20 protein-coding genes and 1 tRNA gene are annotated in these 17,854 nt (G+C 49.5%); 6 read left to right on the forward strand and 15 right to left on the reverse strand.

What is annotated here, in order from left to right:
* Positions 1 to 250: 250 nt before the first annotated feature.
* From Q7V06_RS10100 to Q7V06_RS10130, 7 genes are all read right to left on the reverse strand, one after another.
* Positions 251 to 718 carry a nucleoside deaminase gene (locus Q7V06_RS10100; protein WP_304841104.1) on the reverse strand — a complete coding sequence of 156 codons (468 nt, stop codon included), beginning with the start codon at positions 716 to 718 and terminating at the stop codon, positions 251 to 253.
* Positions 719 to 873: 155 nt separating this feature from the next.
* Positions 874 to 2,748 (reverse strand): beta-propeller domain-containing protein, encoded by a 1,875-nt coding sequence (locus Q7V06_RS10105; RefSeq protein WP_304841105.1) that lies wholly within the window; start codon positions 2,746 to 2,748, stop codon positions 874 to 876.
* An 80-nt stretch (positions 2,749 to 2,828) separates the two neighbouring features.
* A complete protein-coding gene (locus Q7V06_RS10110; protein ID WP_304841106.1) occupies positions 2,829 to 5,843 on the reverse strand; it encodes a PAS domain S-box protein in 3,015 nt (1,004 codons plus the stop codon).
* A 79-nt stretch (positions 5,844 to 5,922) separates the two neighbouring features.
* Positions 5,923 to 6,393 carry a GyrI-like domain-containing protein gene (locus Q7V06_RS10115; protein ID WP_304841107.1) on the reverse strand — a complete coding sequence of 157 codons (471 nt, stop codon included), beginning with the start codon at positions 6,391 to 6,393 and terminating at the stop codon, positions 5,923 to 5,925.
* A gap of 159 nt (positions 6,394 to 6,552) precedes the next feature.
* Positions 6,553 to 6,804 carry a hypothetical protein gene (locus Q7V06_RS10120; RefSeq protein ID WP_304841108.1) on the reverse strand — a complete coding sequence of 84 codons (252 nt, stop codon included), beginning with the start codon at positions 6,802 to 6,804 and terminating at the stop codon, positions 6,553 to 6,555.
* Between the two features lie 11 nt (positions 6,805 to 6,815).
* Entirely contained in the window at positions 6,816 to 7,043 is a 228-nt protein-coding gene (locus tag Q7V06_RS10125) for a hypothetical protein (RefSeq protein WP_304841109.1), read from the reverse strand.
* Positions 7,044 to 7,127: 84 nt separating this feature from the next.
* Positions 7,128 to 7,212: transfer RNA gene (locus tag Q7V06_RS10130), tRNA-Leu, on the reverse strand.
* A 120-nt stretch (positions 7,213 to 7,332) separates the two neighbouring features.
* Between Q7V06_RS10130 and Q7V06_RS10135 the strand changes: the two genes are divergently transcribed.
* A complete protein-coding gene (locus Q7V06_RS10135) occupies positions 7,333 to 7,833 on the forward strand; it encodes a regulator of amino acid metabolism, contains ACT domain protein (RefSeq protein ID WP_304841110.1) in 501 nt (166 codons plus the stop codon).
* On the opposite strand, the gene Q7V06_RS10140 is transcribed toward Q7V06_RS10135, so the two are convergent.
* From Q7V06_RS10140 to Q7V06_RS10160, 5 genes are read right to left on the reverse strand one after another with little or no spacing between them, the layout of a single operon-like run.
* A complete protein-coding gene (locus Q7V06_RS10140) occupies positions 7,834 to 8,334 on the reverse strand; it encodes an HD domain-containing protein (protein WP_304841111.1) in 501 nt (166 codons plus the stop codon).
* On the reverse strand, positions 8,334 to 8,849 hold the full coding sequence (locus Q7V06_RS10145) for a transcription factor (protein ID WP_304841112.1): 516 nt from the start codon (positions 8,847 to 8,849) through the stop codon (positions 8,334 to 8,336). The genes Q7V06_RS10140 and Q7V06_RS10145 overlap by 1 nt, the downstream gene beginning before the upstream one ends.
* Entirely contained in the window at positions 8,849 to 9,922 is a 1,074-nt protein-coding gene (locus Q7V06_RS10150; protein WP_304841113.1) for an ATP-grasp domain-containing protein, read from the reverse strand. The genes Q7V06_RS10145 and Q7V06_RS10150 overlap by 1 nt, the downstream gene beginning before the upstream one ends.
* Complete coding sequence (locus Q7V06_RS10155) at positions 9,919 to 10,443, reverse strand: tRNA (cytidine(56)-2'-O)-methyltransferase (protein WP_304841114.1); 525 nt, start codon at positions 10,441 to 10,443, stop codon at positions 9,919 to 9,921. Before Q7V06_RS10155 ends, Q7V06_RS10150 begins: the two co-directional genes overlap by 4 nt.
* A gap of 12 nt (positions 10,444 to 10,455) precedes the next feature.
* Positions 10,456 to 10,722, reverse strand: a complete 267-nt coding sequence (locus Q7V06_RS10160; protein ID WP_304841115.1) for a MarR family transcriptional regulator — start codon at positions 10,720 to 10,722, stop codon at positions 10,456 to 10,458.
* Between the two features lie 8 nt (positions 10,723 to 10,730).
* Here Q7V06_RS10160 and Q7V06_RS10165 point away from each other — a divergent pair, with 8 nt between their 5' ends.
* A complete protein-coding gene (locus Q7V06_RS10165; protein WP_304841116.1) occupies positions 10,731 to 11,150 on the forward strand; it encodes a hypothetical protein in 420 nt (139 codons plus the stop codon).
* A 2-nt stretch (positions 11,151 to 11,152) separates the two neighbouring features.
* Here Q7V06_RS10165 and Q7V06_RS10170 read toward each other — a convergent pair whose 3' ends face one another.
* Genes Q7V06_RS10170 through Q7V06_RS10180 form a run of 3 tightly spaced genes read right to left on the reverse strand, consistent with a single transcriptional unit; the run spans position 11,153 to position 13,739 of the window.
* Entirely contained in the window at positions 11,153 to 11,851 is a 699-nt protein-coding gene (locus Q7V06_RS10170) for a UPF0280 family protein (RefSeq protein WP_304841123.1), read from the reverse strand.
* The gene (locus tag Q7V06_RS10175) at positions 11,848 to 12,234 is read right to left on the reverse strand and encodes a 4Fe-4S binding protein (protein WP_304841117.1); all 387 of its coding nucleotides are present in this window, start codon (positions 12,232 to 12,234) and stop codon (positions 11,848 to 11,850) included. The genes Q7V06_RS10170 and Q7V06_RS10175 overlap by 4 nt, the downstream gene beginning before the upstream one ends.
* Positions 12,231 to 13,739: a homocysteine biosynthesis protein gene (locus tag Q7V06_RS10180; protein ID WP_304841118.1), complete on the reverse strand. Its 1,509-nt coding sequence runs from the start codon at positions 13,737 to 13,739 to the stop codon at positions 12,231 to 12,233. The genes Q7V06_RS10175 and Q7V06_RS10180 overlap by 4 nt, the downstream gene beginning before the upstream one ends.
* Positions 13,740 to 13,867: 128 nt before the next feature.
* Here Q7V06_RS10180 and Q7V06_RS10185 point away from each other — a divergent pair, with 128 nt between their 5' ends.
* The 4 genes from Q7V06_RS10185 to Q7V06_RS10200 all read left to right on the forward strand — a co-directional run.
* A complete protein-coding gene (locus tag Q7V06_RS10185) occupies positions 13,868 to 14,548 on the forward strand; it encodes a Nif3-like dinuclear metal center hexameric protein (RefSeq protein WP_304841119.1) in 681 nt (226 codons plus the stop codon).
* A complete protein-coding gene (locus tag Q7V06_RS10190; RefSeq protein WP_304841120.1) occupies positions 14,545 to 14,874 on the forward strand; it encodes an SWIM zinc finger family protein in 330 nt (109 codons plus the stop codon). Before Q7V06_RS10185 ends, Q7V06_RS10190 begins: the two co-directional genes overlap by 4 nt.
* 59 nt (positions 14,875 to 14,933) lie before the next feature.
* Entirely contained in the window at positions 14,934 to 17,675 is a 2,742-nt protein-coding gene (alaS, locus tag Q7V06_RS10195; RefSeq protein WP_304841121.1) for an alanine--tRNA ligase, read from the forward strand.
* Positions 17,668 to 17,854 (forward strand): helix-turn-helix domain-containing protein (locus Q7V06_RS10200; RefSeq protein ID WP_304841122.1); only part of this gene is annotated, 187 nt, incomplete at its 3' end. The genes alaS and Q7V06_RS10200, both read left to right, overlap by 8 nt.

Below are 17,854 nucleotides of genomic sequence, written 5' to 3' on the forward strand. Positions count from 1 at the left end.
CAACAGGGTCTGCATTACACCGTTTGGATCGGAAAGATAATCTTGTGCTAAATCATACATATCCATGGCTCTGTTCTCCTTTTGCAATTCTAACTTGGTACAGAGCCTTAATGAATTTTACAGGAAAATACTGATACTATCGATTTATTGCAGAGTACTCTTCGTTCTTCTTCGCGTTTCTCATCCCGGCACTCTTTGCGATCACGGTTGCTTTTACGATAAGTCGGTGCGAGTGCAGACTGAGGGCCCGTCAGTAAGTTTGCCGATTGGGAATTGCCTCCCATTCACGTAGGAGAGCAAGGTTCTCTTCAAGGAGAAAACCGCCGATTATCTCAATTTTGCTTCCTCCTCTCTTCTGCATTTCAGTATTTGGTATCGTCATCTCGGAAAATCCAAGGGCATGTACATCTTCAATAGAGGTCCCATATATGATCGTTTTGATCTTTGCCCAGTGACAGGCAGCAAAACACATGGGACATGGCTCAGTTGTTGCATACATTGTGCATCCTGAGAGATCAACTGTGTTCAATCGTGCTTCCGCCTTTCTGATCGCGATGATCTCTGCATGAGCGGTGCTGTCTATGCCTGCAAACACCTGATTGTGTGCAGATACGATAAGTTTCCCATTACACTCAATAGCTGCACCAAACGGGGACTGGCCATGAGCTATTCCAACCCGGGCAGATCTGATCGCTTCCCGCATATAATCCGGGTTCATAATACTACATGTGACTCTGAACAATTAAGATGTTCACGATCGAAACAGACAGGAAGCCCAGGACGTTAATCGAAAGAAGTTGACGGACATCAGGGGTTGATCCGAGTCGCCCCTGCAGTGTAGAGCATAAAAACAGTAAAAAGAGGGAATGGCCTTCATTCAGCACGGGCGGGGAAATAACCGATGTTGTAACCCAATCTGGGGTAGACCGGGAGATCGATCGTTGCATAGCGTTTTGATGGCGACCGGATATCTGTCAGGACGACTGAGTTATCAGAGATGGTAGCGAGCACCTCACCTATTGAGAGGGATCGTCTCACTGCTGTTGGCCATCTGTCTGGGTCCGGAGGTGCATCACCTGCATACTGTGCGACTGTCCCCCTCAGGGTGAACCCGGACTCTGATGAGACCTCATAGACATAGGAGCCCTGCCAGACATATCCTGAGCCATACCCGGCTGAGACGGTGATCGGCAGAACCATTACCCCGTTCTTCGTATTCAGGTAGAATGCCTTGTGATCACGGAGCACCTCTGAATCACTCCCCTGACCCCCAATGGTGACCGAGTCCTTCAGTTTCGGATTGCTTACATTTGTCACATCAAAGAGGGCGACTTTCACCCCGGTGGTAATGACACCACCCCATGAGGACTCTTCCGTATCTTTTCCGATTCCGATGATATGATTCGTATCAAAGGGATGAAGATAGTCGGAGTATCCGGGTATCTTCAGTTCTCCAAGGATCTGTGGGTTCTTCGGATCTGAGAGATCAATAACAAAGAAGGGATCGATCTGGCGGAAGGTGACGAGATAACATCGATCTCCGATGAATCGTGCAGAAAATATCCGTTCTGTTGGTGCGATCCCGGTGATCTCTCCGGTGATGGTGCCGCTCTGGTCAAGAATGGTGATGCGTGATGATGTCACACTCCCCATCTGACCGTATTCCTCCATTGTTGTCGCGACACGGAGGTGGTTTTTGTATTCATCAAGTGAGAACTGGTTTAAGAGCCTTCCCGGAACACTCATGCTCAGTCTCCAGACTGGATCACCCTTTCGGAGTTCGAACCGATGAATGATCGTGGATGGCCCTGATCTTCCATAGGATTGCTGGTTGCCATAGTATTGATATGCAATGAACAGATTCTCCTGCGATGCATAGAACGTTGAAGAGTATCCGACAAGGTAACTCTCTGCAGAGACTGATGATTTTGCAGCCGGCCGGAATGCTGTCAGTGTCTGGAAGATGAACGGACCTTCAAGATCGTCGAAGCGCCAGATATCAGGTCTTTTGGAATCGGTCCCATCCATGATCATCGGAAGTGGAATATCAGATCCACGCCTCTGCGGATACTCCTGTGTGATCAGATACACAATACCATCTGTCATCCGGGATGATGCATAGGTGCCGGATGCTGTAATGGTTCGGATAAGCACCGGATTTGTGCGATCGGTGACATCATAGATCATTGCATGAGTCACCTCCCGACGGACAGGGACGGGTGCTGCACTCCCCTCTACCGGTTCAAATACTTCTTCAGTCACATCTGAGAAGATTGCGACGACAGAGCCGCTGAGATACATCTCACGTGGAGTTCCTGTAAGGGTGGTATTTGAAATAATCCTGGCATTTTCGGGGGGATATGCTTCTATGATGACAAACTCCCCTCCGGCGATCAGATAGATATACCTGCCATCATTTTTTACGAAATCGGCTTCATCCACCCCTTCAACCTGAATGTTCGTTGTGGAGTATTCAACGCCGGCACCAGCTGCTGAAGGTATGGGTGCCATCTCCGAAAGAGCATTCTTTGTCGATTGTGCGAATATGGCACCATCCATTCTGTAAGAACCAGTGGTAGCTCTCTCTTCAGATTGAATCAGGTATTCTCTTACATCCTTATCTGAGGCAAACTTTACAGGACCACCTGATGATGTGATCTCTGCGGGTTGTAACATTGCAACCCCGATGATAGCAGCAATTATGAGAATGCCGATCACAAGTGCTGCTGAAAGATATCCGGAACTCAAAATCGATCCTCTCCTATATGACTAGAAGAGGCGCCAGATAAGAAATAGTTTTGGAAAACTACGGAAAATCCCGCAGTCTATCAGGATTTAATCCGCCACATACCGGCCGGAACTTCAAGTTCAAATCGTGCTCCCTTCCCATACGTACCGGTCTCCTGAATGGTAATGCCGGTAATCCGGAGGATCTCCTGTGAGAGGAAGAGACCAAATCCGGTATTCTTCCCGACACCCCAGCCAAAGATTGCCTTTTTTGATTCATCACTGACCCCGATGCCATTATCCTCCCAGATAATCCTGCAGTTATTGTCATCTATCTCATAGGAGAGGCGGACCTGCGTTGCGCCCTCTCCATGACGGAGGGTGTTATCCATCAGGTTGAAGAAGACCTTTTCGAGCATCGGATCGGCCAGCACAAGGAGGGCCTGACATTCATCCTGAAAGGTGATCGTTTCAGTTGAAATCTCATCCAGCCTGAAAGATAGTGACTGCCAGACCGGCTCTGCAACACCTAGTTTCTCATACTGGCGAGTGAACTCAATATGTCGCTGGATTGCGGCGGCTGCCATCTCCACCTGTCGAAGATACGTATGTTGAATTGAATCATCATCACTATCATAGGCAAGGGTGAGATAGCCTTGCAGAGTTGTCAGTTTATTGAGAATATCATGGCGGGTGATGCTTGATAACAGTTGGAGCTTCCGATTTGCCTGTCTGAGCGCCTCTTCAATGGTTTTCTGATGGGTCAGATCAATCACATGATTGAGTGTAGCATACCGTCCATCCCATGTACTACGGGAGCTATGAATGGTTATCCAGGTGTAATCTCCATCTTTTCGCAATAGACGGAAATCATAGTGTTCCGGGACCTGTTCTCCGGTAAGTCGCTTTTGATGGTTGACAGCCACCATCTCACGATCATCCGGATGAATGAACTCAATAAATGGCTTTGCGTATATCTCCTCTTCAGAATACCCGGTTAACTCCTTCAACCTTCGATTACTGAGCCGGATCATCCCATCCTGTGCAACAAGAATACCTTCGTTTGAATGCTCGATCAACTGGCGATACTTCTCCTCGCTTCTAAAGAGTGCATCTTCCACCTTCTTTCGGTCAGTGATATCCGTCAGTACAAGGAGTGTTGCCGGAGCATCATGATGCCTGATTGAAGCACCTTTGACGATCACCAATGAACGTTCTCCCCCCTTTGAGATGATCTCAATCTCATAGGGTGCAATCTCCCTCTGCTCCTGACGATCTGTTAGCTTCTCTCTCACCCCTTCATGATACTCCTGAGCAACGAATGAGAGGACATGCATGCCGATCACCTCCTGTGCGGAGTATCCAAGGGCAGCAGCAGCTGGCGGATTAATATGGAGGATCCTCCCATCTGACCCGTAGAGAAGGACATAGTCAGGAAGGTTCTCTATCAGTGTCCGGTTGAAGAGTTCGCTCTCCTTTAAGAAAATGTCAGCACGTTTCTGGTCGGTGATATTCCGTGAGACCACAAGGATAGCAGTTGGGCGACCATCCTCGTCTCTGAGAAACTTCAGAGTGTTATTAACCCAGATGGTCGATCCGTCTTTATGATACTCCTCAAGGTCAAGGGTGACGACCCGGTCGGGATTATGTGTGCCCTCCGCCTCATGCTGCATCTCTTCAGCAAACCGCCTGAGAGCCAGGTCTCTTGAGGCCGGTATCAGTACCTCTTCAAATGACTGCTGCATCACCTCTGAAACGGTGAAGCCGCGCAGTGCCGTAATCGAGGGGCTGACATAGATGAAATGCATCGAGAGATCCACCACGGTGATCGTCTCGGTCATGTTCTCAGTGATCATCCGGTACTGCTCTTCACTCCTCCTGATCGCATCCTCCATCAGGACACGATCAGTGATGTCATAAAATGAGGCGACCGACTGACGTGTACCCGGGATCATCCCGACTGTCACATGAGTGGCATGATTTCCACCAAATCTGTCGATGAACGTGAACTCATAATTTCGTGGTGGGGTTTCGTTTGATCTTCTCCTCTGCTGATGGTACTGAACCATCCGATCACGATCAGACTGGCTGACAAACTCTGTCCAGCTTCGACCGATGATATCTTCGGTATTATCTCCTGAAAGCTGTTCAAATGCAGTATTTGCGAGAGATATTGTGGTATCCTCTTCGATGATGATCGTCGCAGCGCTCGTGTATTCAAAGATCGCCCGGTATCGCCCCTCGGAGATGATGAGTTCTTTCTGAGCAGCCATAATCTCATTATACTGCTGCCTCAGCTCCTCATCTGTTGCCATCAACTCCTCATTTGCCCTCCGAAGCTCTCTATCCTGCATCATCAGGTTGGTGATATCCCTGCCGACAGACTGGTATTCCCGGAGAATACCGCTATCATCATACATTGCCCGGGTGCTCCATCTCTGCCAGAAGATCTGCCCATCCGGCATGATAACCCGCTCTTCAATTGTTCCTGAGGGCTGATCGGGGGTGAAAGAGGCGAAATGATGGAAGACGCTATCAGCATCGTCAGGATGTATTGTTGGTTGAAACCTGCTCCCTATGATAGCTTCACGACTGATTTCAAAAAGGTTACAGAACGCATCATTCACAAAGATGATCGTATTGTCGGGTAAAAATCGGCAGATGAGTTCATCCATATCTTCAACAACATTCCTATACCGCACTTCACTCTCACGGAGTGCATCCTCACTTCTCCTCCTTGCAACAGCATACCGGACTTTATTTGAGAGTTCAGCAAACTGTGACTTTGGATCCCCGCCTTTCTGAAGGTAGAAATCAGCTCCACTGTTGAGCGCCTCAATCGCCACCTCTTCGCGGCCTTTTCCGGTGAAGATGATGAACGGAGTAGTATTTCCAATAGTTTTGAGGTATTTCAGGAGTTCAATCCCGTTCATCTCAGGCATCTGATAGTCTGAGATTATCGCATCAAAACGTTGATCTGAAAGGAGCCGGATAGCATCGGTTGCACTCTCACTCTTCGTAACGGAAAATTCACCCATCCGCTCCAGAAAAAGTTTCCCTATCTCAAGGAGAGCAGGCTCATCGTCAACATAAAGGATGGAGATAGGTGATGGCATAGAGAGATGTCGGATTTGATATGATTAAAACTATTGATTTACTACCCTCAACAGGTATGATCAATGATCTCTTGAGAGATCAACAGATCGGTGCATATATCCAGGTGACAAGGAGATCTTCCTCTGTCGTTTTTGGGTCATTGATGTACACCTCTCGGATTGGGCCGACGAGTACATGATTGTTCTTGTGCAACCATGCAAAGAGCTCTTTATACGTCTCCACAGACTCCGGGTATGGACCCATATGGATGATCCGGGCCATCTTCCCTCCCGGCAGTTCATAGGCAGTGATGTCGCCACATCCTTTGGCATCCCCTTCGACTGGGAATGCCACCTCAATATCGGCATTACCCATCTCCTGAGCCTTATGTACATCAGCAACAGACTCTTCATGGCAGATGTATGCAGGCGGACCGATCACTGAAATGCCCTGCTCCCGGATGCATACGAAGACCTCCATGATCATCTGTCCAATATCTTCATATCGTCCGGTTCTGCGAAGGCCGATGACCTTCTGGGGAGCTACATCAACGGTGATAATGGATCTCATAACAGATGATCTGTAGAGGAAGAATATAAGCAATCTCTAAAAGAGTGGAGGAAAAGATCATGTCCCTGTGGTTATTATGCGATCCTTCTGAATAGTGAGATCCGCCATCCAGTATCATGGAGACCAACAGACGTCCAGATGATCAGGGCACTTACCTCTTCATGAACAGATCCGTTTGTTCCAATCAACGGATGTACAAATATTATCACTGCCGGGAATCCCTTCAACCGACTCAAATGCAGTTGATAGTATAGGTCTGCCTTCCGAGATCTCGGTCATGCTTTCCGGATTATAGCTGACATCCGCTCCAACCGCCATTGGGTCTTCTGGAAAGGTGGTCTGAATTATTCCTTCGGAATTTATGATCGCCGCACTCCGGATATATGGGCTTGTGCCATACAGACGCCGCATCTCTTCTTCTGCTACATCACCGGTAAGACCTGTCTGTGCAACAGCGTTTGCAGATCTGACTCCTCGGAATCTATGGATCTGAGCATCCGGTCGATGGCACTCTGAGAGGATGTAAGAATAGAATATGCAACGATCGTCTCATCTGCCCGATTCAATGCATCGAGAGTGGTTAGGTTCTCGACATCATCAGATGTTGTGCATCCCGCCACACCGATAACAAGAAGAGTGAAGATGATCATAAAAGTCATCCATTAGGATGATCGACTCGTCATGCTCTATCATCAGACAGAGAGTTGAATGGTATGAAAACATTCGAAAAGAAATGCGAGGGACCGGATTCGAACCGGCGAACCCCTTCGAGACTAGCCCCTCAAGCTAGCGCCTTTGACCTGGCTCGGCAACCCTCGCACGGATTGACCTAATAACATACGATGCTCTCCTTAAAAATCCTATCGATCTGACTCTATTCCCCCCCTTACTCGTCGAGTGGTATCCTTTTTCAACCCAGGAGGCAATTATCTCGTACTTATGTGGTCAGATATCATTGACGCCTTTTCAGATTCACCCTCACAACTCCGCGTTGTGCGATTCCTCCTTGAAAATGGATTTGGAGTGAACGAATCAGGAAAGATCACAGCGAACGGAATTGAGATGCCTGCTACCCAGGTCGCGCGAGCAATCGGAGTTGATCGGCGTGTCGTCGATACTACCGCCCGCAGCATCCTCGAACATGACACCTTAAAACAGGTCTTCTGTAATATACGGGTAACACCTGATCTCTCATTGGTTGCAGAAGCCCTCGGGCTTGCGATCATTACCCTCATCCCAAAAAATGCAACAGACAAACATATCGTGGCATCGGCAGTCAGTATCCTTGACAGATATGACCTCTCAATACGCCAGCTCTTCGTCACCGATCCGATCCTTGCCGAAGAGCCAAAACTCGTGATGATCATTGACGGACCGCTCCCTCATGGGGTTGTTGAGGATCTCAGGGATCTTCCTCAGGTCAAACGACTGATTCTCTGATCATCGGGAGAAGAGTTCCATCTCAAGGGCGAGATGATAGGTACGATGCCGCTTCTTTCGTGGAAGATCAGCAATTCTGATCATCCGCTCATCTATATGGATCACCGAAGTGCCCTTCACCAGATTATCAGCATGTGCCACAATCTTCTCGGGAAGGGTCACCGGCATACAGTTGCGGGGAGTGAGTCCAAGCTGAATACACTCGTCTGCTGTCTGCCCCGCCCCAAGATGCCGTTCAACTATCAGGGCAATATCTTCTGAAATACCGGCCTCCCGGCAGATATCTCCCCCGATGATGGCATGGTCAATCGCGCGGCTCTTTGAGCGTCCAATATCATGAAGAAGAGCACCGCACTCAGCAAGACACCCAAGTACAGCCTCATCTCCGGTATATTCATCGACAACTCTCCGCACAGCCCGCGCATGGGCGATGACCCTCTCAGGACACCCGGCCCTGAGAAGATGATCGATACAATCGGATTCGGAGATACATTCAGACATTAGCCGAGAGACTCGTTGATCGCTTCCAACCTTCGGCGAAGAGCAATAACAAGCATCTCATTATCAAAATGGGATAACGGGATCGCACAGGTCGGGCAGGAGAACTCATGGGGAATTGCATCATTAAACGTGAACATCGCCCCACATGTTTTGCAGAGATAAAAGTCATTCTCATTCTCATACCGCTCACGCGCGACAAGCTTCTCCTTGACGGTCAGTAGCTCTTCTGCAATGACCGCGTCAAGATTATCGGGCCGCAGGTGCCAGAGATACGTAAGCCATCCGGTATCATTGTCCTTTACCCGTCGGTACTCGGCAAGCCTCCCTTCATAGAGGGTGTAGAGGGTATGCCTGACCGAGTTGAGATTAATCTCCGTGATCTCAGCCAGTGCCTCATCACTGTGTTCCCCAACGTCCGGAAACCGACTGAGGAGCTGAATTCCCTCTTCGCCAACGAGACGGAGGAAAAATTCATATATTGCCGGTATCTGCAGGAGTTCTTCCACTCGTTCCATTATGCAAGATATGGGTGGATGATACTAATATGGTTATCCAGCATCTTCAGTGCCGCATCCCTTGACTCACCATATCCAAAGAGACTGACAATTGCGTCACCCTCTAAAAATTCTGTTCCGGGAGTGGGAATGTCAGCGATGAACGAGCTAAATCTCACCAGATTGGATCTGATCGTACAATCCCTTTCTGCAAAGAGGATACGCCTTGCCGCATACCTCCGGGGAGTGGGACGGGAGTTTGGCACTATCCCGGAGCAGGCATCCATATGGAGGGAGAAGATGTTCTGACCAAGTGAGTGTTCGACAGTATCAAGTGTTGCCTGAAATCTCGGATTCACCTCGATTGCAACGGCTTCATCGGCAAGAACAAAATCTACACCGATAGATCCGATACATCCGCTCGCGCTGACGATCCGCTCGGCTAATGCCATCATCTCCCCGGCAAGCGGGTGGTCACAGGGTGTGATCGATCCGGCAAACCCAAAAGATGCTTCATCTGTTCCACGGAGGATCTGTTCATTTGCAGCAACAGCAACTGCACGCTTCCCATCAGAGATACAGGAGACACTTGCCGGCTGCCCCTCAATAATCCGCTGGCTGATGAAGGGGAGATCGAACTTCTCTTTCCATGCAGCCTTCTCTTCTGCTGTCCGGACAATGGCATTTCGCCATCCACCCGCACCGGTGATCGGCTTCATCATCACCGGATAAACACCTTCGGCTGCAAGGGGAGGGTGGGGGATGGAGAGCTCTTCAAAGAAGGTCTGCATCTGTTGTTTATCCAGAAATCGTGAGATTGCATTGGGATTTGTTCCGGCACGGGGAATGCCGTTTGTTGGAAAATTCTCCGCCCCTGAAGTGAAGATGATGTGGTCGATTCTGTTTCTTGATAAGATGAGATCTATTGCCGGTGATAGATCGGAGAGCTCCTCGAACCCGGCATAATCATCCACGTACCATCCGAGATCAAAGTCGCAGAAGTGATCAACTGAACAGACTCTGTATCCGGCACGTTTTGCAGATGACGCAACATGCCGTGTGGCATATCCGGCGACAAGAACGGTCTTTTTCACCGCTCCACCGTCTCTTTACCCCGTTCACAGGGGAGAACGCTGATCTCGGCATCAGAAAACTCAGCATCAAGCTCTCTGCCCTGATATAATTGATCGAGAAATACTGCAAGACCTGCTATCTCAGAGTGAGGCTGGTTTGTAACAGCGATATTATAATCTGCAAGTCCGTACACTTCGCCTGGTACCTTCTCAGCCCCGACGATGACGAGCACCTTCTCACAAGCCCTGATCTCTCCGATAACATCCTGAATACGGAGCCCATACATCGTCAGATGAACGATACGCCCTCCGGATTCCTTAAAGTTGTTAATACATTGTTTCCAGGAGACTTTGTCCTGAATCGTAAACGATCCGCCAAATCTTTTCGCAACACCTGCAATGCTCTCGACAACCCCGGGATCATCTGCTGCAAGATACATGCCCTTTGCTCCAAGGGCCCGACCAGTCAGGCCGACATGTGTCGTCACACGCTGGTCACGATCATGCCGGTGACCTATTCTGAGAATATACGTCTCAACCATGATATTCACGCATTATTTTAATCTGATGATACCGCCTTCGATTGTGACGGGGAGATCTTTTGTATATCGTATTTTACATGACAGGAGCATCTCTTCGAGTTCGAGAGGGCGCACCTGGTCGCCATGTCTGGCTATCATAAGATATGTGACAAGTCGCGTAACCGATGCCAGAACGCTCTCTTCCGAATATCCTGTGACCTTCACAAGGTCAGGTATCGTCTTCGCCTGACCAAGCGTGATCCTGTGGTAGATATCCCAGTCGACCTCTTCATCTTTCACACAGTATTATGGCGTGTAAAACGACCATATATCTTGTGAATCATAGCACCACCCTACTCGACATTGTAGATGAGATCCTTGACTATGCAAACGAGGACGAGCACCGCCTTGCAGGCGCCCTTGCGAGTCTCGATCCGGCTATCAGATCCGAGCTTCTCATCTCGGATCTTCTCAATGCATATCAGGTGTATATCTATGCATTCAGAGAAGTCCCCTCGGAGATGATAATCGATCGTCTCCTCCTCGAACCGGCATCGAGCCTCGTTAAAGGTGCATTTCTTGAGGAGATAGAACTCTCTGAACTCTTCTTTATGATAGAAGGAGAGACACCAGCAGTGCAGATCAGGTGCGGCAGTGATATCATTGCGACAATGAAAGGAAAAGGTGCTCACAAGGCGGCTAGGCAGTATGCATTAGAGCATGTATAGTATCAGATCCCTTTTGTGATGAGCGCAGGATTAACATGCGCCGGTATGATCTCCGGAACGCTGCCATACGAGATCATCACCTCACCAAACAGAGCAAGGACTCCAATGACATGGGTGGCCATGAGACTGTCAAAGGCTGATCTATCATCAGGCGATAGCTGATTACATAGTGCCGTTGCCCAGGCATCAGCAGCTGAAACATCTTTAGAAAAGACGGTTACTGCATCTGCAAGACCAAAGGAGATCGATGGACCAATCGATGCAGATGAGGTGCAGATGCCGATAATCATCTCCTGAGGCGGGAGCTGGAAGGCGTTCCTGCTTCCGGTTCCTGCATAGATCCCGATCCTGAGGTCTCGATCAGAAAAAAGGGCGATATCTCCCCCATTATCAACAACACCCAAGTCTGCACCGGCTTTCTTCATGGATTCGGCACCGGCCCATGCAATCGTCCCTGCAACTGCGGCCATTGGTCCGACATCCGCTTCATATGCAGCATCGACCATCCGCCTGATCACCGGGTGATCGTATCCCGGATCATAGGGGTCAAACGTTGACAAAAAAAAGGGATCAGATGCGATCACCGATTCAACCGCCTGACGTGCATCAAGCATCCCCACCTTCGCGGCTTCAATATCTACCTGCCTGTCGGCGAGGATCGTCGTAATCGTCTGTCGAAACTGAAAATGCTCACGGATCATTGACGGATCGAAAGGGCCTGATGCGGACAGGCGGGGACGCACCTGCCGCAGAGGATACACCGCTCCTCCCGGATGACAAGATGGAAATCCGAATCAAATGAGAAGACTTCCTGAGGACAGATGCTCAGGCAGGCGCCGCACTCAACACACTCATGCTCATCATGGAGAATTGCATTCTCAAGCTTCTTCACCTCTACTCCAAGTTCGGTCAGACGGTTTGAGATCTGCTCCATATCTTTCTCAGGGATATCAATGAGCACCCAACCCTCGTTTGAGTCGATATGGGCGCGTTCCACATTGATGAGCACACCAGTCTCAAGGACTACCTGTGCAATGAGTGGGCGTTTCAATGCTTCTCTCTGTATGGTAAGGAAGAGTTTCATGACTGCCACCTCTTTGAGAAGAGTTTTCCGAGATCGACTGCATTTAAGATCCCAATGACATGATACTCAGAGTTGACGACGGGTAGTGCACTGATATTATGTTGTTCAAGCCTCATTGCCGCGACATCTACCGCCTCATCAGGCGTGATCACGATCACCTTCCTGCTCATTATTTCTGAGACCTTGAGAGAATCGCCATCCAGAAGAACGGACTTTGAGACGTCGTATGTCGTGATGATACCAACGAGCTTTTTATTGGCATCGATAACCGGCAGATGATTCGTTTCACCTTTGAGAAGTTTACGCGCAGCAGTCTTCACTGACTCATCCTCGGTGATCGTAACGACTGCAGGGTTCATGATCTCCCTGACCCTCGGAGTCTGCTTCGTCTCTCTCATCGGGTGACTCCGTTTCTCAGTAGTAATTCTGAGTGTGGGGAGGGCAAGAGTATATGATCCCTCTTCGACCAACCGTTTCACTTCAAGGGCGACATCCTTTGCCCGGCTATAACTTGACATTGAGGATGTCCTGATCATCTCGCCATTGATCTCGACACTTCCACTCTTGAGTTCTGCATAGGTGACTGTCTGTACAACCGGCCTGTCTCGCCTTGGGACTCCATAATCTACTATTGAAGTGATGAGATCCTCATCTCTCACAGAGGTGTTCCTCACAACATCGAGGTTCACTACAGGAAGTGGTATTCCAAGACCGACATAAAGGCTGACACCATATCCTGTGATGCTTGCGGCACGAAGATATTCAGGATTCATCGATTTGAGATCGCCACTCACCATCAGAGTCGAGAATCCACTTGCCGGAGAACTCTGTGTCCCTTCACCAACGATAACTCCCCTTCCTCCGCCGAGGAAGATCGGAACCCCTGATCCGATAAGGGAGAGGTGCGGATCATTCGCAATCGGAGAGAGGAGACCGGCTCCTGAGTATGAGATGTTTCCGTTATTCGATAGGAGAGTTCCCATATACGTATTCAGGGTCCTGTCTGAACGATTCGTTGCTGCATTATAACACTGGTACGCATTCCTTGGGTTGACCATCACTGCCTGGTTCAGATCCTCAAGGAGGAGGTCTGTTGTGATCGTCCTTCTTGGGTAACAATCTGTCCCCTTGGAGATGGCACGAAGCTCGATCTGTTTTCCGGATACGAGGTCTTCAATGACATGAGCACCCCCGTAGTTGATCCCTTCGGTAGTGGACTCCTGTGTTGCACCGATATAGGCATCAACAGCAGCGATCCCTGCATATGCCTCAACATCATTGAGCCAGACCCGCTCCATTCTGATTGGGGGATCGGCATGACCGAAGTTTAAGAAGGCTCCTGAAGAACACATCGCACCGAAAGTACCGGTTGTCACGACATCAACTTCAAGAAGCGCTCCTTCTTCGCCCAATTCCGAGACGATATCGGGCATATCTTCAGCGGTGACAACAACTGCACTTCCATCGCGAATCTTTCGATTTATCTCATCGATGGACTTTTCCATAGACGATATTTACCCTGCGCATTAATTAAGCCTACTTATTATTACTATAGGTAATAATGCAGCCACAAGACCTTTTGCCTTCGCAATCAGACAATACTATCATGAAGGTCTCCGCATTTCTCGATGATATGGAGAAAATAGCCCCGGCGGGACTTGCCGAAGATTTCGATCTTGGAAAAATCGGCCTTGTTGTTGAGGGAACAAAGGATGTCAGGATGGTATGTGCAGCCCTCGATCCTACCCTGAAAGTGGTCCTCGGAGCAGCATCCCTTGGTGCAGATATGCTTGTCGTGCATCATACCCCACTCTTCACCCCGGTTACCAGGATCGTCGGTACAACAGCGCGCATACTTAAAATACTCCTCGAACATGAGATCAACCTCTTTGTGATGCATACAAACTTTGATCATGCGGACGGCGGGATAAACGATGCCATCGCTGATATGCTCGAACTATCAGACCGAAGGCGGATGAGCCTTGGTATCATCGGCGACTGCCATCTCTCCCTCACAGAACTGATAAAAAGGCTCGGATGCGGTGCCAGAGTCTATGGGCAGGTATCCGGGTTTCAGCGGGTGGCAGTTGTCGGAGGATCCGGGTTCCAACCCGATCTGATGGAGGAGGCATGTAATCTCGGTGCAGATCTGTTCATATCATCAGAGATGAAGCACAGTACCGGACGTCTCGCCCCGCTCCCCTGCATAGAGGCGACACATTATGCTCTCGAATCAGTTGGGATGAAAGCCATTTCAGAAAAGATGGGGTGGACCTTCATTGATGATCCTCCGGAGAGTTGCCTTCTCATATGATCAACCCCTGGGTACTCTTACAAAAGGAGGGAAGCCTCACAGAGGAGGCGAAGCGATCCCTTCTCCATGCATACCATGAGCGTGGAGAGAAAGCAATTCTTGCAGCTGAACATGGCAATGTGAAGAAGTACAGGAATTTCTGGGTTGTTGTTGGAAGAACAGATGAATACATCGTCGAAGATGGTTATTGTACCTGTGATGACTTCCTCTATCGTGGGGGTGAGTGCTGGCACAGCATCGCTCTGCGGGTCGCTCAGATATGTGACCTTTATGAAGAGTTTGATCTCTGGTATACACAAAGACCGGAAGGCAATCAGGATGAATGAACGCAAAGAGAAACCATATATGGTGACGGACAGAACGTATACCAAGCACGTGGTTGTACATGCTTGAGGAAGAATACCAGCTAGAATATTTTCGATCCAACGGTTTTGTCCGAAAGATCTGTAGATCCTGTGGCTCCGCATTCTGGACACTGACCCCGGATCGAGAATTGTGTGGGGATGCACCCTGTGAGCCATACCAGTTCATTGGAAATCCAGTATTCCGGCCGCATTCAATTGATGAGATGCGGGAGGCATTCCTTTCATTTTTTGAATCGAACAACCATACACGGATCGAACGCTATCCGGTGGCAGCACGATGGCGAGACGACATCTACCTGACAATTGCTTCGATTGCTGACTTTCAGCCCTTTGTCACCGGCGGGATAGTTCCACCTCCGGCAAATCCGCTCACCATATCCCAACCATGCATCAGGTTAAACGATCTCGATGCAGTCGGGAGGTCTGGTCGACACCTTACCTGTTTTGAGATGATGGCTCACCATGCCTTCAACTCAGGTGATGAAGAGATCTACTGGAAAGACGATACCCTTGAGCTATGTGCACATTTTATCACTTCAATTGGCGGCGACCTGAACAAAGTCACCTTTAAAGAACATCCCTGGTTTGGCGGTGGAAATGCAGGGCCGAGTGTTGAGGTGCTCATCGGCGGCCTTGAAGTTGCCACGCTCGTCTTTATGAACCTCGGCAGGACGAAGACAGGCGATCCCCCGACCATGATTGATGGGAAAGACTATTATCCGATGCAGCTTCGTATCGTCGATACAGGATACGGTCTTGAACGCTTCGTCTGGGCATCAAAGGGATCACCCACAATCTATGATGCCGTCTTCCCCGAGATGGTCTCCCGCCTTATGAAATCGGCAGGCCTTGAAGATCTCCTGTACAACGATGAATTCACAAAAATCCTCGGACTGAATGCAAAGTTTGCCGGTCTTATCGATATCAGGGGAGGAAGACTTGCAGATCTCCGCAAGAAGGTGGCAGATGCGATCAATGTCAGTGTCGGGCAGCTCGAGGAGATGATCGTTCCTATCGAAGGAATCTATGCACTCTGTGATCACACCCGCTGCCTTGCCTACATGCTTGGTGACTGCATCGTTCCATCCAATGTGCGGGAAGGATACCTTGCCCGCCTCGTTCTGAGGCGAAGCCTGAGAATGATGAATGATCTCAACCTTGATGAGAAACTCTCTGATCTTGTCATATCACAGATGGAGACGATCGGATCTGATCAGTTTGAACAGAAGGCAAGCATTGTACGGGAGATTATTGAGCGGGAGACTGCAAAATATGCCGCAACCATCTCAAGAGGGAAGCGGATTGTAGAGAGAGTTGCCCAGACCTATATCAGGAAGGGTGAGGCAGTGCCGCTCACAGAAATGATCACCCTGTACGAATCACATGGCATCCCGACAGGATTGATGCGGGATATTCTGACGGAGGAGGGTGCAACCTTTGATCTTCCCGACGATCTCGATTCGATCATCGCTGATATGCATTCCGAATCAGAGGTTATTCTGGAGAAATCTGAGTTTGCCAGGTATGAAGAGCGGGTTGCAGGGCTTCCGATTACCAAAAAGCTTTATTATGAGCGGCCATGTGAATTTGAATTCGAAGGGGTTGTTCTCGACTACTTCGATGGATATGTGATCCTCGATCAGTCACTCTTCTATCCGGAAGGTGGCGGTCAGCCGACTGATACCGGCACACTCGTCACTTCAAATAACGTTGTCCGTGTGGACGAGGTGATCATAAAAGATGATCGTATCCTCCACCGGATAAAAGGCGGAGTACTGAAACGGGGAGAACGAGTCAAAGGGATCGTCGATGAAGAACGACGCTGGTCATTGATGCGACACCATACCGGGACCCATCTACTCCTCCGTGCATGTAAAGAGGTCCTCGGTCCTCACGTCCATCAGGCCGGTGCCCAGAAGGGGATCGAAACCTCACGCCTTGATATCCGGCACTATAACCATATCACTCCGGAAGAGACAAAACGTATTGAAATCCTCGCAAATCACCTGATCATGGAGAACCTCCCGGTCTTTATCAAGGTGGAGGAACGGAGCCGGGCAGAGCAGAAATACGGATTCGACCTTTATCAGGGGGGAGTTCCAAAAGGGAGGGATATCCGTGTTGTGCAGATGGGAACCGAAGTCCAGGCCTGCGGCGGAACCCATTGCCGGAGCAGCGGGGAGGTCGGAGTCATCAAGATCCTCAGGATCGAGCACATTCAGGATGGTATCGAGCGGATCGAGTTCTCTGCAGGACTTGCTGCAATATATGCGATGCAGCATCTTCAGGACCTCATCAACGAGTCCGCAGATGTGCTGTCTGTTCAGACAGAACATCTCCCCCAGACAGTCAATCGGTTCTTCAATGAGTGGAAAAACCGGGGGAAGGCAATTGAAGAGATGGAGTCACGTCTCTCAGAACTCCAGCTCCGGAACCTGAAGGGCGACCTCATCAGTGGTGTCGAAGTACTAGTACAGCAGATGAATCTTCCACGAAAAGAGCTTGTTAATGTCGCAACAGGTGTGGCTGATCGGAAAGGTATCGCACTCTTCATTTCTGACAGCGATGGGATCAGCGTTGTGATGGGATCAGGTGATATACGGGTGGATGCAGGTGCAATTGTCCGGCAGATCTGCACTCTCCTCGGAGGAAAAGGCGGCGGAAAAGCAGGACTGGCACAGGGTGCAGGAGAGAATTCTGATGCCATCCCTGAAGCACTAAAAACCGCAGAAGAACAAATTCGTTTCACACTCCATGCCTGAAGAGATCGTATTTTTAGAACCTGGTGGCGAACAGGCCCAGAAGATAGCCCGTGCAATGGCAAGCCCCACCGCAGGCGATCTCTTAAAAGGGATGTCTGATCTGCCAAAGAGCACCACCGCTCTTGCAGAAGAGTTGCATATCCCGCTCACCACTGCAAAATATCACCTGGGCAACCTCC

Origin of the sequence: Methanocalculus sp. (assembly GCF_030651615.1) — an archaeon.
Lineage (GTDB): Archaea > Halobacteriota > Methanomicrobia > Methanomicrobiales > Methanocorpusculaceae > Methanocalculus.